The 16,497-nt window shown below is 52.0% G+C and carries 10 protein-coding genes and 1 pseudogene; 6 read left to right on the top strand and 5 right to left on the bottom strand.

Translation table 11 applies throughout. The features are described 5' to 3' along the window. Nucleotides 1–672, top strand: a pseudogene (locus tag BT142_RS19185) (hypothetical protein); the annotation flags it as partial. A gap of 117 nt (nucleotides 673–789) precedes the next feature. On the opposite strand, the gene BT142_RS13695 reads toward BT142_RS19185, so the two are convergent. Together BT142_RS13695 and BT142_RS19180 are read right to left on the bottom strand one after the other, a co-directional pair. Beyond that, complete coding sequence (locus BT142_RS13695; RefSeq protein WP_072418753.1) at nucleotides 790–2,874, bottom strand: RNA polymerase sigma factor; 2,085 nt, start codon at nucleotides 2,872–2,874, stop codon at nucleotides 790–792. Next, complete coding sequence (locus tag BT142_RS19180) at nucleotides 2,867–3,007, bottom strand: hypothetical protein (RefSeq protein WP_175444958.1); 141 nt, start codon at nucleotides 3,005–3,007, stop codon at nucleotides 2,867–2,869. The genes BT142_RS13695 and BT142_RS19180 overlap by 8 nt, the downstream gene beginning before the upstream one ends. A 374-nt stretch (nucleotides 3,008–3,381) precedes the next feature. Between BT142_RS19180 and BT142_RS13690 the strand changes: the two genes are divergently transcribed. Continuing rightward, on the top strand, nucleotides 3,382–5,730 hold the full coding sequence (locus BT142_RS13690; protein WP_072418752.1) for a leucine-rich repeat domain-containing protein: 2,349 nt from the start codon (nucleotides 3,382–3,384) through the stop codon (nucleotides 5,728–5,730). A 97-nt stretch (nucleotides 5,731–5,827) separates the two neighbouring features. Here BT142_RS13690 and BT142_RS13685 read toward each other — a convergent pair whose 3' ends face one another. Next, nucleotides 5,828–8,617 (bottom strand): glycoside hydrolase family 9 protein, encoded by a 2,790-nt coding sequence (locus tag BT142_RS13685; protein ID WP_072418751.1) that lies wholly within the window; start codon nucleotides 8,615–8,617, stop codon nucleotides 5,828–5,830. A 722-nt stretch (nucleotides 8,618–9,339) separates the two neighbouring features. Continuing rightward, nucleotides 9,340–10,209: an AraC family transcriptional regulator gene (locus BT142_RS13680; protein WP_207647528.1), complete on the bottom strand. Its 870-nt coding sequence runs from the start codon at nucleotides 10,207–10,209 to the stop codon at nucleotides 9,340–9,342. 191 nt (nucleotides 10,210–10,400) lie between these two features. Between BT142_RS13680 and BT142_RS13675 the strand changes: the two genes are divergently transcribed. The 4 genes from BT142_RS13675 to BT142_RS13660 all read left to right on the top strand — a co-directional run bounded on the left by BT142_RS13675 (nucleotide 10,401) and on the right by BT142_RS13660 (nucleotide 14,322). Next, on the top strand, nucleotides 10,401–11,909 hold the full coding sequence (locus BT142_RS13675) for a cellulase family glycosylhydrolase (RefSeq protein ID WP_072418749.1): 1,509 nt from the start codon (nucleotides 10,401–10,403) through the stop codon (nucleotides 11,907–11,909). Between the two features lie 225 nt (nucleotides 11,910–12,134). Next, entirely contained in the window at nucleotides 12,135–12,593 is a 459-nt protein-coding gene (locus BT142_RS13670; RefSeq protein WP_072418748.1) for a DUF6985 domain-containing protein, read from the top strand. 207 nt (nucleotides 12,594–12,800) lie between these two features. Next, complete coding sequence (locus BT142_RS13665) at nucleotides 12,801–13,814, top strand: FAD:protein FMN transferase (protein ID WP_072418747.1); 1,014 nt, start codon at nucleotides 12,801–12,803, stop codon at nucleotides 13,812–13,814. Further along, on the top strand, nucleotides 13,795–14,322 hold the full coding sequence (locus tag BT142_RS13660; protein ID WP_072418746.1) for a Gx transporter family protein: 528 nt from the start codon (nucleotides 13,795–13,797) through the stop codon (nucleotides 14,320–14,322). The genes BT142_RS13665 and BT142_RS13660 overlap by 20 nt, the downstream gene beginning before the upstream one ends. Nucleotides 14,323–14,470: 148 nt before the next feature. Here the strand turns inward: BT142_RS13660 and BT142_RS13655 are convergent, their stop codons facing one another. Then, on the bottom strand, nucleotides 14,471–16,366 hold the full coding sequence (locus BT142_RS13655; protein WP_072418745.1) for a hypothetical protein: 1,896 nt from the start codon (nucleotides 16,364–16,366) through the stop codon (nucleotides 14,471–14,473). Nucleotides 16,367–16,497: the final 131 nt, after the last annotated feature.

The following is a 16,497-nucleotide window of genomic DNA, read 5'->3' as shown; positions in this document are numbered from 1 at the left end:
TTCAGCGGACAGACAAGCTACTGCATGAACCCGAGAGCGAATGCGTACATCTTCTCCGAGTACAATATCTTCGACAACTGCAAGAACCCGATGGAAGTTAAGCTCGGTGCAGTCAAGAGCTACAACGACGTGTTCAACAACTGCAAGGGCAGTATGGACGGTACCATCGTTACCGACAAGAGCACTAAGGTAAACACCAACAACAAGTACGCAAACTTCGATACCAATTCGTCGCTCTGCTACATTCCTTCGGGCAACTACTTCCTCCAGACCGACACCTCGAAGCTGTCCTCCTACTTTGACGTTTACGGCGGCACTTTGGATGAATCCAAGACGGTGAACGGCTCGACTTCCACCGAGGGCACACAGACTCCGACTCAGCCCGAGGATCCGACACCTGTCACCAACGTATATCCGATCGCTTCCGCGACCGTTCAGGGCAGAACAGTTACTCTGAGCTGGAACGCTCTGGAAGGTGCTGAAAAGTACTGCATCGCTTACTACTCCGCAGGCAGATGGAAGATCTACACCCAGTTTGGTGCTTATCAGACTACCTACACCTTCAAAAATGCACCGATCGGCACCTTCAAACTGGTCGTTGGCGCAAAGATCAACAACGAATGGAACACGAACGATCTCTCCAAGAGAGCTGTTACCGTTACCGTCAAGTAATCGGGCGCTGATAAATCTTTTGAATAATATCCTTCCATAAAATCGAGACCTGACACTGGATTTCAGTGTCAGGTCTTTTTTGCGGGCATTTTATTTCATATTACGAGCCGTACTTTTTCAATCGGGCACAACGGAATACACCGCGATGTCACAGGTCGGGTCAAAGCCCAACTCACCAAGATCGACAGTGATATCTTCGATATTTGCGATCGTCACATAGCCATCGCCGTATTTTGCGTTCAGCGCGTCGATCTGCTGATCGATGGCTTCATTGACGGCTTTTCTCTGCCCGTCGGTCAGGTCGAAATGCAGCACCCATGTTCTGCCGTCTACCTCGACAGCCGCACCAAGTCCAAGCGAATTATTGATACGATGGATCGAAAGGTCTGTTCCGAGAGCATTCCTGATCTGACTGTAACTCATGCCGACATCGAGACCCTCGCGGATGCTTGCGCCTTCAAACAGTTCGAGCTGAGTTATCGTATTTCCGAGCGCATAATCATTGTCTGTATCAATACCGAAATCGGAAGCCTTGACCTTGATGGAATCGGCGGGGGCATAATCGCTTATGGTCGTGTCGAGGATGAACACATAGCTCGGGAAATAGGAGCATTTAAGACCGAACCTCGCGCACTGCGAAGCGGAAGAGAGCACGATCTCATAATCGTTGTCGGTGAGGTCTTTGAGCTGATCGACGCTCATAGTAAGCAGCGCGGTAACGCTCATTTCAGGCCTTCCCTTCACGGGCTCCACGGCAGTATCGTCGGGAAGCGGCATCGCTTTCAGGCACGCGGGATCGAACTTGGAAAGATCGACATATGCGAAAGCTCTTCCGTACGAAACTTCCCTTTCCCATCCCCTCTTTGAAAACGAACCGATGTCCGAACAGATCTCATTATATTCATCTTCGGTAAGCTCAAACTCAAAATGCCATTTTGAACCGTTTATCACTGCCGTACAAAATACAGTGTGCTCAAAGAAAACATTCTTCTGATACTCTTCCTCAGTCATGGCACCTGAAATGTAGGGCACAAATGACCTCGCGTATAACTGCGAATTAAACTGTGTTCCTGCCAGAGCCTTCAATTCATTGTAGCTTTTTCCGACAAACTCATTGTCTGAAACGTCAGGGGTATCTGTCTTTTTTTCGGAGGCAGCTGCCGCATTTTTTCCCGTCTTGCTGTTGTCTGCCGAGGGTGTGGTCTGCACGGGTTCGCCGCTCACGGTCGAAGTCGGCACCGCGGTCTTGGGTTCGGCAGCCTTCGGCAGAGTATTGAACTTGCTGTCGGTTTTGCTGTCTGCCTTATTGTCGGAACCGCCCTTTGTAACATTTTCGGCCGTGTCCGCAAAATTCTTGTCAGCGGTGCCGTTCTCCTCATAAGACACGCCGATGTAGGAAGTGCTGCTTGTCGGTCTTGCATCGCCCGCAAGCCCGTTCCTGCCGTTTTTGCCTGCCATTCCGAGACCTATGGGAAGACCGAGGGCGAATACTGCCGCTGCGGAAACTCCCGCGATCTTTCCCGCGAGAAATCCCGTGCCTACAGCAGTTGCAGAGGCTTTGGCCGCCGCATACTTTGGAGTGATCGTGCTGCGGATCATGTCTCTCATGGGAACAGCCGCAAGGACTGCACCCTTTCCGTAGAGCTTTTCTATCTGAGCCCTGAGCTTCTTTCTCGCCTGAAAGAGCTTCTGTTTTGCGGCGTTTTCGTTCATGCCGAGGGAGCTCGCCACTTCAGAGATGCTCATATCGTTATAGTAGTACAGGATGAGCGTCGAACGCATATCGGGCTTCAATCTGTCGATGAGGTCCGCAAGTTCTCTCTTTCTGTCCTCATTGACCGCGTAATCTTCGGGGAGCATCACAGGGCTGTTGAGCGCACTGTTCTCGATGGCCTGCTCCTTTTCCTCGTCGGTCTCGAAGCAGGCATTCCTGCTCTCGGCTCTGAAATTGTCCATGCACTTGTTATAGGCGATGCTGTGCAGCCAAGTCTCGAAAGTCTCGGGTCTCGCAAGTGTCTCAAGGCTCTTCATGGCCTTGAGAAATGCTTCCTGCGTGATATCTTCGGCAGTTTCCTTGTTCTTGACGTTTTTCAGCACGAAGAAATACAGGTTGGAGTAATACTCGCTGTACAGCGTTTCAAAAGCCTTTTTGTCTCCGCGTTTTGCATTGTTTACTGTAGTGATAAGGTCATTTTTATTCATTCAGGATTCCTTCTTTCAACAATATATCTCCGATCTTTTTCTGTGCCGCATTTTTTTCTTCATCCGACAGCGCGGCTTCGGCCTGCATAAATGCAAGCACCTGTCGGATCACCTCATCTAACTGTAATTCCATGTCAAAATATCATACCTCCTATATTTTAGCATTTTTTTGATAACTTGTCATCAGCTTTCTGTAAATTAGTATGAAAAGCTCCGTTTTGTTGTCCCTGCTTTCTTTTTCTCACCGTTCTGTAAGTTAGACGGCTGAGTATCATTATGGTTATAAAAATTTTTGTTTTCTCAGAAAAAAATTTTTCGGGATATGCAAACGATATTTCCATATGGTAAATATATCCACATTTGCGTTGCAAAAATATGCAGTTTACACTGAATTAATTGTTAAGATAATAAATAATAACATTTTCTTTGACTGCGGTAGCTAAATACAGTATAATTATAATAATGATACTGGCAAAATCGGTTCGCATGAAAAGGAGGTAGAAAACTATGACGAACAGGATTGTAAAACATACAGTCGCAGGACTTATGGCACTGACGCTGACCGCAGGCTGTCTGACAGGAACAGCCGCAACGGGCAAGAACTTCGGGCTGACATCTGTGACCGCAGGGGCAGTGACCGAAAAGAGCTACAGCAACTTCACCTACCGAGATCTCGACGACGGCACCGTTGAGATGACGAGCTATTACGGCTACAGCAGCTCATACTGGTCGTTCATTATTCCCGATAAGCTCGACGATAAGATCGTCTCGCGCATCGCCGACGGTGCTTTTAAGCGGTGCTATAATCTTTCAAAGGTCACGATACCCTCTACTGTCAGGAGCATCGGCGAAAATGCCTTCGACAGTTGCAGCCTGCTGTCGAGCATCGTTATCGACAGCGAGAATGAATACTACTCATCGGTAGACGGCGTGCTGTACGACAAGGCTCAGACTACCCTTATCTACTGCCCGAAAAGAGCAGGACGAAGCATAACCGTCCCCGACACGGTAACGACCATCCGCAATCATGCTTTTGACTCCGCGATAGTGAATGGCGCTATCAATATCCCCGCTTCCGTAACAAGCATCGGCGAACGCGCCTTCTTCAACGCAGGTTTCAGCAGCTTCGATGTCGATGAGGATAACCCGTATTACTGCTCTGTTGACGGTGTGCTGTTCGACAAGGATAAGACCACGCTGATGCAGTTCCCGAAAACGAAAAAAGACATCTCGTTCCCCTCGACCCTGACGGCTATAGGCGACGGTGCGTTCTACGACAACCGCAAAATCGAGAATGTGGTCATCCCGAACGGCGTGAAAAGCATCGGTGACAAGGCTTTCGGTCTGGGCTACATACTTTCGAGTATCAGCATCCCCGCGAGCGTGACCGACATCAGCAGTACGGCTTTCATCAACAATCAGTTCCTCAGCATCGAGGTGGACAGCGAAAATCCTGTCTACAGCTCCGAAAACGGAGCTCTGTTCAACAAGGACAAGACTGCCATTCTCAGCTGGTCAGGCATAGGGCGTTCGGCAGTCATCCCCGACGGTGTTACCGCTATAGGCGACCACGCTTTTGAATTGTACATGAATATGGAGACCGTCACTATCCCCGACAGCGTGAAGACCATCGGAGCTTTCGCATTCTCAAAATGCTCGAATCTGAGAAATGTGGTTATCCCCGAAGGTGTCGAAAGCATAGGAGAAGAGGCTTTTTCCGACTGCGGAAATCTCACCACCGTCAGCATCCCCGCTTCTGCGGCAGACATAGGGAAAAGAGCTTTTAGCCGAAGCTGGCTCACCGACATAAACGTTGACAGCGCGAACCCAAATTTCTCTTCTGTAGACGGCGTGTTCTATAACAAGGACAAGACCGTGCTTATCCAGTGCCCGAGGCTGAAAAACAAGATAAACATCCCCGACACCGTTACGGAGATCGCCGATTACGCGCTGTACTACTGCAACGACCTTACCAAAGTGGTCATCCCAGACGGCGTTACTCTGATCGGCGACCACGCATTTTATGACTGCGGCAATCTCAAATCCGTAAATATGCCTTCGAGCCTGAAAGAACTCAAGGACTATGCGTTCGCATCGACTGCGATAACCGAGTTCATTCTTCCCGAGTGTCTGACAAAGCTCGGCAACTACTCCCTCGCCTTCTGCGGTCTCAAACGTGTCGCGCTTCCGTACAGCATCTGTGAGATAGGCGAAAGGTGCATCACAAACTGCGATAAGATCACTTACCCCGGAAGTGTCTCCCAGTGGCGAAGAGTCGAACTTGCGACAGGCAACGATGTGATACGAAATTTTTACCTCGGTTACCGCAACCCGTATCCCGATTACGAGAGAGGCAATTACTCCGTAAAAATGAGCTGGAAAAAGCTCGATGCGGCGGAGGAATACGGTATCGTCGCTGTTGTACAGGGCAGATGGCGGCTTGTGGCAACGGTCCCGAACGACACCTGCGAATATATGTTCCGCGGACTGAAAACGGGCGAATACCACAGGGTAGGTCTGATTACGAAAATCAACGGCGAGTGGGAGACCCAGTTCACGTACAAGGACATCCCCCCTCTTGACCCTGTCACACATCCCGTCACGACCGTCGAGACGGGCGAGAACGCTTTCAGACTCACATGGAAGGCAGTGCCTACCGCCAAGTCCTACGGCATAGCGTGCTATCAGGGCGGCAGATGGCGCATGATACGGAGCGAGATCCCCGCAGGCACAACGGTCTTTACGATGCGAAACGTACCTTCGGGCACATACAAGGCGGTAGTCCTCGCGAAGATGTGCGGCGAGTGGGATACTTCCGACCTGCAAAGCCGCATATTTGAGATCGAGATCAAGTAAGTTCTGCGGACAGTTCCGCTCATTCAAGTATACGCAAAAATCACGCCGATACCCTTTCCGAGTATCGGCGTGAAATATTCATTGTAACCGTATGCGATTATTTGCCCAGTGCCTTTTTGAGCTCGGCAGAAGTCATGGGAAGATCTGCTTCACTGATAGCACCGATAGCGATCGCTTCGATCGCGTTGACGTCCAGCTCGTTGAGACCCTTGCCTGCGTCGATGCAGTCAGCATTTGCTCTGCCCTGCTCGGACAGCGGGTAATTCTTTTTGTTTGCCGCGTACTGACGGATAGCGAGCGAGTCGTCGATCGTTACCTTACCGTCGCAGTTAACATCACCGTACAGGAGCTTGGCGGAGGTGTCCTCGGTGGTAACAGTCGTTCCGTCAGGCTCAACGCCCCAGATCAGCTTGCCGTCAGCGTAGAGCGTGATCTTGTCGGTGATAGCCGAAGCCGAGTTTTCATCCTCGAAACTCACAAGGTCGGAATAGCTGTAGTCGTTTGAAGAATCCCACTCGGGGAAGACGTACTTTTCCTCATCCATCTTTGTGGTCAGCGCAAACTGATATACGCGGCTGCCGTAGAACTTGCAGTCCTTCCAGGTGATCTCGATGTAGTAGGTTCCGTTGTCGTCGTACTTCACGGGGTCGGAAAGTACCGCGTGCGACTTGTTGTTGGTATAGCCTGCCTCCTGGTCGTAGTCGATACGGGAAACGATGTAGTCGATGCCGTAGCCTGCGTCCTGAAGCTCCTTGATGTTGAAGAAGTATCTTGCCTTTACGTCGCACTCGAATCTCGGGGGATCGACAGTCCTGTTGTGAAGAACTATCTTGAGCTGGATGCCGTCCTCCTTCTCCTGCGCCTTGCCGCCCGATACGAAGTATCCGACAGGCAGCGGATCGCCGTTTTCGTCGATCTGATCGTAGCCCTTGGCGTTTGCGGACATATCGAAGTTCTCGATGAGGTGGTTCTCGTCAGCGTCGATACAGCCCTTGCGTCCGTAGAAGTGATACAGACCTGCGAGGTCGCCGCAGAAGCCTGCGTTATAGTCGTCGCTGACCTCGTTGTAGATGTAGTCCTTGGTCTCGTCAACGTGCTTGTCCTTCAGGTCGGGACCGCCGACGAGCGCACCCCAGAGGGTGTGTACCTGTGTGATCGGGTCGTCCATGCTCTGTGTAGCCGAGCAGTGCGACGAACGGTGGTGCGGATGGCAGGCGAAGCTGTTGCCGTAGCCTACCTCGTATGCGTAACCCATCGGGTTGTCGCCGAGAACGTAAGCCATCTGAGCTCTTGCCCACGGCAGGAATGTCTCGTCCTTGGTGGTCTTTGCGTATACGCAGGCGCAGAGACCTGCCGCTGTGTTGTATCGAGCCGAGCCGTAGCCCGAAACGACTGCCCAACCCTTCGGGGACTTGGCGATGAAGTCGCTGCTCGTATCGCTCAGAGGAAGATCTGCGATCTGATCGGAGGTCATAGGTGTGTTCCAGAGGAAGTCATCCATGCCGAAGTACTTGTGACCGTGAACAGGCTCATAGCCCCATTCGGATGTGTCTGTACCCTCCTTGCAGCCCGACCAGAACTCAAGGTTGTAGCGGAAGATGTACCAGTCGCGGGCGGTATTGGTAACAGGTGCGAGCTTCGCGAACACGCCGCCCCATACTGTATCCCAGCAGTGTACCCAGATGTTCTGCCAGCAGTTGCCCGTATCGGTGATGATGCGCTTCATGTAGCCTGTGTAGGGGTGAGCGCCCTTTTCGTTGGTGGTAGTCTCGTCAACTGCGATGATGTCGTTGATATAATCGTATTCCTCGGTGCAGTAGTAGAGCCATACAGCCGCCCATGCAAGTTCATCGTAGTCGTAGCTGGAAGTATAGAAACCGCCGTCATAGCCGAGGCTGTAGCAGTTCGGGACTTTACCCGGCTCCCAGTCCTCAACGTGGGTCTTGACCGCGAAATCGTAGAGCGCCTTAGCGTATTTCAGGCTCTTCTCTGCGTAGTCGGGGTCGGTATCCTTGAAGTTCAGGTAGTTGATGGCAAGCGAAGCCGCCGCACCCGCGCACTGGTCGGAAGCAGGCATCTCCTCGGTCGCGAAGTAAGCAGGGCGCTTTACCGCGCAGGACGAGGAAGCTACCATCGTGTCCTCTACCTGAAGCTCGGGCGGACACCAGTAGTTGTGGTCGTTGTTGCCCTCGCCGACCTGATAGCAGTATGCGATGACGTTGTCATCATCGTCCATGAAGGTGACCTTCATGAAGTAGTCATTTATCCAGCGGAGCTCGTCCTCAACGTGTTTGTCGAGACCCAGCTCCTTGTAGGAATCGCGGAACTCGTAGTAGCCCCAGCCCACAGTCGATGCGGAATAGCTTCCGGGCAGACCGAACTTGACGTGGTCGCCTGCGTCGTGCCAGCCGCCTGTGAGGTCAAGAGTGCCGTCGCCGTCGGGGTCGAGGTATTTGCGGTTCTCGTCGATGAACTCCTGCGACATATTCACGCCGACATAAAGCGACGGGTCGGTGTCGCCGAGGTTGGGCTTTGTCTTGCCGTCGTCAGCGTTGCCGAGTCCCTGGTCCTCAGTGAGCTGATCGTCGGTCTTGCCCTTGCCTACCGTAGGCATCGGGCTCATCGGCTGGAGCGGGATAACGCCGTCCTTGACGTGGCAGTCTGCACGCCATGAGTAATAGCCGTCCTCAGCCACCTTGTCGCCGCACTTGTTCGCATCGTAGAAGCAAAGTGCAAGCTGTAAGGCTTCTGCATAGTTGTGATAGTTGTTTGGATTCTCTTCGTCGATCACCGCAGAGTTTGTGGTTATCATCGTGCTTTCGGTAAACATCATTACCGCAGCGGACACACCTGCAAGTGATCTTTTGAGAAATTTACCTTTTCCCATTCCGATCTTCCTTTCGTTTGTTATTCAGCAGCTCCTTCTTTATCAAAACTGTCAAATGACCTGCGCTCATCGAGGAGCTTTGCAAAATCAGACGAAATATCGCAATATTATTTCGCCCATACTATATAATAACACGACAATTTACGGATGTAAAGTAAAATCCTGCTATTTATAAAATTTTTGTCAACTGTAATAATAATGATGCTCAAAAAATGGACAATATCACAATCGCCCCATCGGGCTATCATTTTCTCTTCACATTTTATATAAAGTTTCAACGATATTTTGTGCTTTTTCAGAAACATAGATCAACAATGAAAGGGCAAGGGGTATCCACGCGTATCGACTGCTCCGAACAAAAAAGCAGGTATCCGCAAAACAGCGCGGTACCTGCTTTTTCTGTCGTATTCGCCGCTGCGGTTATCCATGATCGTCTTTACGGCTTTGTCCATATATACTCCTTTATTAAAGACCATTAGTCCAAAGCATCAGTCGGGATACTTTTCGCAGTCATCGGCGATCTCCTTTGTCAGGGTGATCTCCCCCGACAGGCGTTTAACAAGATCGCAGAGCATCATGTTTCGCGTGTGAGGGTCGATATTATTGACATATTCATCCGAAAAATCGTATCCAAAAGCTTTCTACTATATTTATCACATCTCGGAATGAAAATCAAGCGTGACCGATAATAAAGCACGCCCGATCCTCAGCCCTTTCGCATTTTACACGGCACTGTGCGCCGCGGCGTCCTTCCGATACGCTTTAGGAGAAATACCACACTTGTGCTGAAAAACTCTGGCGAAATAACTGCTGTCGGTGTAGCCGCACCGTTCTGCAATTTCCGTCACGGGAAGTTCGGTCTCGCAGAGCAGACGGCAGGCGGTGTGTATCCGCAGGCGGGTAATGTACTGCATCGGTCGGTAGCCCGTCGCCTCCTTGAACAGCCGCAGGAACTGACGCTCGGAGTAGTGGGTGAGGTCTGCAAGCTCGGCGACGGTCATCTCCTCCTGAAAATGCCGCTCGATGTACGCAAGCGCAGGCGCGAGCTTCACGATTCCAACGTCGTTTTCGATGCGGCTGGTGTCGTACATCCGCGAAAGCTCCACCACAAGGCAGAGAAACTCCGCACGCACCATCGTCTGCCAGCCCGCCGACTTGGTGTGGTACTCCTTGTGAAGCGCGGCGATCTTATTCTCGATGCGAAGCTGTTCGTCGGGCAGAAGCTTCAGATAGCTGGTAAAGCCCTTCGTTTTCGTCTGCTGCGGTTCGAGCACGAACAGAGCCTGAAATCCCGCCGTACCTGCGATGTCCATCGAGTTCAGATCAAGGAACCGCTTGCGGAACATAATGTTGCAGATGTGAAAATCCTCGGGGCTGTCATATCCGTGTTGGGTATTCTCACCTATGACGAAAATGTTACCTTTTTGTATACTGTATTGCTCACCGTCAACGATATGCACCGCACTTCCCGACAGCACGATCACCAGTTCGACATATGCGTCGTGCGTGTGCATAAAAAGCGTCTCTTTATGTTCTCCGTACTGGATAAAGAACGGGAAATCCTCATCTCTTGTAAAAGCCTCAAAAGGCATACTAAACATAGATATCACCCTGATTTCCACCCGAAAAGTCTCGTGTCGGTTTTGTCCTGTTTTGTGGCGTTTATTTCCTTGAAATCCGAAATGATCGGTGCTATAATCAGTATAACACAGTTTGCAAAAAATTGCAATACAACGTCGTTTTTTATTTGTTATGTAAGTATTAAAATATTGGAGGTCTTACAATGAAGAAGAAACTGACAGCGGCAATTATGTCGTGTGTGATGGCGCTCGGCACGATGAGCAGCATCCAGGCAAGCGCTCTGCCCGCCAGAAACAGCGGTATGCGCAACATGACAACTGCTCAGATCGTCAAGGACATGGGCATCGGCATCAACCTCGGCAACACGATGGAAGCCTGCGGCGACTGGATCGAAGATGTCGATAAGCAGTGGGGCGACGGTATCCTCGAAACGAAGGATTACGAGACCGCATGGGGCAGCCCTATCATCACGAAGGAGATCATCAACGGCATGGCGAACGAAGGCTTCGGCGTTGTCCGCGTTCCCGTGGCATGGTCGAACATGATGGACAAGAGCACCTACACCATCAGCCCTGCTTACACCGCACGCGTTCAGCAGATCGTTGACTGGGTCATCGACGCGGATATGTACTGCATCATCAACATCCACTACGACAACGGCTGGGTGAACAACTTCCCGAACGACGAGGAAGGCTCCATGAAGCGCTACGAGACCATGTGGAAGCAGATCGCCGATGCGTTCAAGGACTACGACGATCACCTCATCTTCGAGTCGCAGAACGAGGAACTCGGCTGGGAGTCCATCTGGAATCCGTGGAGCGGAACTCAGTCCCAGAAGGAGAAGTCCTACGCCCTCTGCAACCGCATCAACCAGAAATTCGTAGACGTCATCCGTGCGTCGGGCGGAAACAACCCCAAGCGTCACCTGCTCATCTCGGGCTACAACACGGGATTCGACCGCACCTGCGACTCGCTGTTCAAGATGCCTTACGACCCCGCGAACCGCATGGCGGTATCCGTTCATTACTACACTCCCGTTGGCTTCGCGATCCTTGAGGACAAGGATGAATCCTGGGCAAAGGCACGCTCCACATGGGGCACCGACGATGATTACCGCGAGCTCAATGCCAACATGGACATGATGAAGACCAACTTTGTTGACAAGGGTATCCCCGTTATCATCGGCGAGTACGGCTGTCCTACAAAGGGCAAGGAAACTGCATCTGTAGTTCGTTTCCTGAGCTCGGTATGCAAGGCGGCTTACGACCGTCAGATGTGCCCCGTTCTCTGGGCGACTCCGAAGGGTGAAAACGACAGTGAATACGGCGGTCACTACGACAGAACCACCTGCAAGATCAGCAACCCCGACCTGAAAAAGGCCTTTGACGAGATCACAGGCTTCACAGGAAAGACCGACCCCGCTGACCCTGTTTATCCCGCTATCACCAAGGTAGATTACAGCGAGCAGACCCACCAGGTACGACTCACATGGAAACCTGTTGAAGGTGCAACAAAATACTGTGTTGCGGCTTATGTTTCGGGCAAGTGGAGAATACTGACTCAGGATCTCTCGGGTTCCGATACGAGCTATACTTCGCCCAAGAACCTTAAACCCGGCAATTCCTACAAGGTAGCTGTTGCTGCAAAGGTAGGCGGCGAGTGGACTACCTCTGAGTCGATCAGACACCCCGTGACCGTTACTATCAAGTAACTGCATTAACCGGCACCGTCACGGACTGCTATCAATATTTGAACTCACGTTTTTAGAACATGATAAAGGGAAGCCTTACCTGCGCAGTGGTGGGCTTCTCTTTTCGTTTTGAGGGTATCGGCGAATGACCGATCTTTCCAAAAAACTTGACAATGACTCAAAAAAGGTTTATAATCGGATATGATTGTGAAACTATTACAGGATCGACAAGAAAGGAGAAATATCATGAAAACAGATTTTGAGGAATATGAATACGACGGAGCCTGGTACGGAAAAGAAGAGGTCTGCTTTAACGGAACACCGTATGACGTTGATGTTCAGATAGACAGCGATGATGAGGATGATATTCCCGAGACCGCAAAGAACCTGCTTGAAGAGCTCACGGATAAGCTCGACGGTCTCACCGAAAAGATCGCAGAAAGTATATTGGGATATTATAACTCCCGCAGAGAGGAATTGGGATTTTCCGACACGGACAGCAAGGAATACCCCGAAGTAGATCATGCTCGTGAAATACTTAAAACGGTGACTCTGATCGGCATAACAATACCCGATCAGGACGACTATGACGATACAGCTGTTTCATTCGTTTTTGATTGTACATGGGATAAAGAGAACGGCGTGGGCGTTTGTCTTATCGGGGATGAGATCGACGAAGTGGGTCCTCAGGACATCGCTTTGTGATCTACAGACTTTTTTGGCAGCACAGTGCAGTCATCGTACCGTGCTGCCTTTTTATATCAGCGTCCGATATCATAATTTGAATTTTTATTTAATTCTCCCGAATTACGATTGACATTTTTAGTAAGAAATATTATAATTTAGTTAGCATTAACTAATCAGTTCGGAGATGATATTATCAAACACACTGTTCTGACACTTTTCACGGCTATGACCGCCCTGCTGACAGCTTGTTCGCCGTCAGAAAAACCTGCCGCAGAACCTAAGAGCTTCTCGGACTTTGCGATGGACACCTACATGACCGTGACGGTATTTGACGGCAACATGGATACCGCGCTCGAAGAGTCTCACGCAGAGATAAAACGGCTCGAAAAGCTGTGGTCGGTCACGGATAAAAACAGTGAGATATATTCCCTCGATCACAGCGGCGGAAAAACAGTCGCGGTCGGGAACGAGACCGCCGAGCTCATCCGTTTTGCTGTCGAGATGAACGAAAAGACAGACGGTGCGCTTGACATCTCGCTCTACCCGATACTCGCCGAATGGGGTTTCACGACGGGGGATTACAAGATACCGTCGGACGAGACCATCACCGCTATGCTCCAGAACGTCCGCTGTTCGGAGATCGGGGTCGAGGGTCAAAATATCACACTGCCACAGGGTATGAGCATCGACCTCGGCTCCATCGGAAAGGGCGAAACGGGCGACAGGATAACCGCTATCCTCAAAGAAAACGGCGTGACTTCCGCCATGCTCGATCTTGGCGGGAACATCCAGACGATAGGCTCGAAACCCGACGGCAGCGACTGGAAGATCGGCATTCAGGATCCCTTCGGGGACGGCAATATCGCAAAGCTGAGCGTTTCGGACAAGTGCGTGATAACCTCGGGAGGATATGAGCGGTTTTTCGTCGGCGAGGACGGCGAGACCTACTGGCATATCCTCGACCCATCGACAGGGCGACCCGCACACAGCGGCATCGTTTCGGCAACGGTGGTGGGCGACAAGGGCAGACTGTGCGACGCGCTCTCGACCTCGCTGTTCGTTATGGGCGAGGAAAGGGCGAAAGAATTCTGGCGGAATAACGGCGGATTTGACATGATACTCATTACCGAAGACGGCAGGCTGCTCGTGACCGAAGGACTCGAAAACAACGTCGAACTCGCAGACGGCCGCAAGGACATTAAGACCGAGGTGATCGAAGATAAAACAGCAGTCGGATAAACGCTTCAGCACACAGAGGCTCACCCGTCTTGCGCTGCTGACCGCACTCGCGCTCATCATTTTCGTGGTGGAGATGCAGATACCGCCGATCGTTCCGATACCAGGCGTGAAGCTCGGCCTCGCGAATATCATCACGGTGTATGCTGTCTTTCATTACCGCGGCGCCGAGGTGCTGATGATGGTGCTCGTCAGGATATTACTCGGCAGTGTTTTCGGCGGGAATCTGAGCACCCTGCCGTTCAGTCTCACGGGCGGACTGCTCTGCCTTGTGGGAATGCTGATACTTCGGCGGTTCGTTGATGAAAAGCACATCTGGACAGCGAGCGTCATCAGCGCGGCACTGCACAATATCGGGCAGACGGCGGCGGCGATCGTGGTCATGCAGACGACGGCGGTCATCGTTTACCTGCCGATACTTGTGCTGACGGGCTGTATAGCAGGAGCGTTCACGGGACTGACAGCACAGCTCATCATCGGACGGATGCGCCAAAACGGCAGCGACAAGTAAACGCCGCGAGCCGACAAATCAAGCGGCATATCAAACTCCCCCGAAGCGGCCGCTATTGTACAAATATCCATAGACAAAAATCTTCGCAGACCCTTGAAATCCAAAGGTCTGCGAAGTTTTATTTATTGTAAATGTCAGCCGAAAACCATCACTTTACAACGACCGAAACCGCCCTGCTGCCGATGTCGTCGGTCCTCCATTTGCCGCCGACCTTCGCCGCAACTGCGACCTTGTAGCTCTTGCCTGCGGTCAGTCCTTTCAGAGTGCAGGAAGTGCCCGTTCTCTGCGCGACGACCTTATACCTGCCGCCGACGAGTGCGATCACCGCATACCTCTCCGCATCGGGAACTTCCGTCCAGTCAAGTCTGACACAGCCGTTTCTGGAAACAGCCCTGACAGCGGCGTTCTGTGGAATCTGTGCAAGCGTCTTTTCGACCTGCGGAACGATGCCGTTCGCGTCGCCCGTGCCGAACCAGTAGAACTCGCTTTTCTCGATAGTTCCGCCCTTTCCTGTCACCAGCTTGCAGCTTGTATTTTCGGAGACGGTCACCTGACCCTCGATCGGCAAGGTCTCGTCATGGAAGCTCGAACCGCCCTCAAGGTACGCCTTTGCACAGGCGATCTTTCCGCTTCCGCTGACAGCCGCACCGCCGCTGCCCTTGCTATTGTCGCCTGTAATGTTCATGCCGTAGCCGCCTATCGCGATGAGACTTCCCCTGCCTGTGACAGTGCCGTTGTCGAGACACAGCGCATCGCCGCCGTCAGCCGTCAGGAAGGAGGTACCGCCGCCGTAGCACGCCACCACCGAACCCTCGGGGATAGTCAGAGTGCCGCTGACTTTGAGAGCAGTCTGCCCCGTTTCGCCTGTCGGTGCTTCCTCGCCGAGGATATACACGTCTCCCTTGACCAAAACATTTCCCTCGGTGGTCACGAGCGGCGCAAAATTGCGTCTGTTTTCATCGTCCCTTGCCGAGTAGTTCGCGTGACAGGTGATGCGTGCGTTTTCAAGCACCGAACCGTCCTTCATCCGAAGCTGACCGTTGATCGACGAACCGTGAAGCCACGCACCGCCGCCGTAATCGTTGTGATCCATCGAGAAGGTACCGCCCTTCCGCACTTCGATGATACCCTCGACTGTAGACTGCCGAAGGGTCAGCTTTGCGCCCGACTCAACGATCACCTTCACGCCGCTGTGGACTCTCATGTTCACCATCGTCAGGTCACAGCCCTTCGGGATGATGAGGGTCTGCGAAGGCTCCTCACCGCTCGTCAGGGAGATGGTTCTGCCGATCTCGCCGTAGTTCACACCGGGAAGCGCCGCGTGGGAACCGTACCAAGCCTTGATGTCCTTCGGGACTGTGACTGTCTCGTTCACGCCGCCGAATTCCTGCATATACCAGGGCTTGCAGTCGTACATATACTTGCCGTCGGCCGTCTGCTTGCAGTTGGCGTATGTCAGCTGATCGATCAGCTTTTCGCTGCCCGTGAAGACCTCAAAATCCAGCGAATTGCTGGCCGCGCTGCCCCTGTCGGTTTCGAGATAAACGCTTACCTTATATTTACCCGACTTCTTCGGGACGCCCCTGAGGTACAGGTCACCGGTGAACTGGTCTAACTCGCCGTACATCCCCTCACAATCGGGGGAGATAACGACCTTTGAATATGCGCCGTTGATCTTCAGCAGATCGCCGTTTTTGAAATAGTCAGGCTTGACCCACTCATCCTCACTCACGTCTGCAAGGGCTGTACCCTTATCCGCAAGTGCAAACTCCACATGAGCAGTACTGCCCGAGCTGTAGTAAGAAGCACCGCCCGTAGTTGCCGAGCTCACAGCGTCAACGTCGTCCTCCTGACCAACGATCCTGTGGTCGAAGCTGCCCGTCAGACGGACAAAAAGCTGCTTCTCCGACTGCTGACCGGTCTGCACCGCTGCGGCTGTCTCCGCCGCGAACGGTCTCATCGCAGGCTGAGCCGCGCCGCACACAACGAGCAGACTGAGCACGAAGCTCACGACTTTTCGGGTGGTCTTGTTCGATCTTTCCATGTTTATATAGTCCTCCTGTGAAATAGTACTTACCAAAACATACGTCAGCAGACACAGAAACGGCAAGTTTGTTAGCTTACGCTAACTATGCGGTAAAAAATATAGCAACACCGAAGCTGCTTTACTGTCAT

This window comes from Ruminococcus sp. YE71 (assembly GCF_900119155.1).
Taxonomy (GTDB): Bacteria; Bacillota; Clostridia; order Oscillospirales; family Ruminococcaceae; genus YE71.
This window is presented reverse-complemented; position numbering and strand designations above follow the sequence as displayed.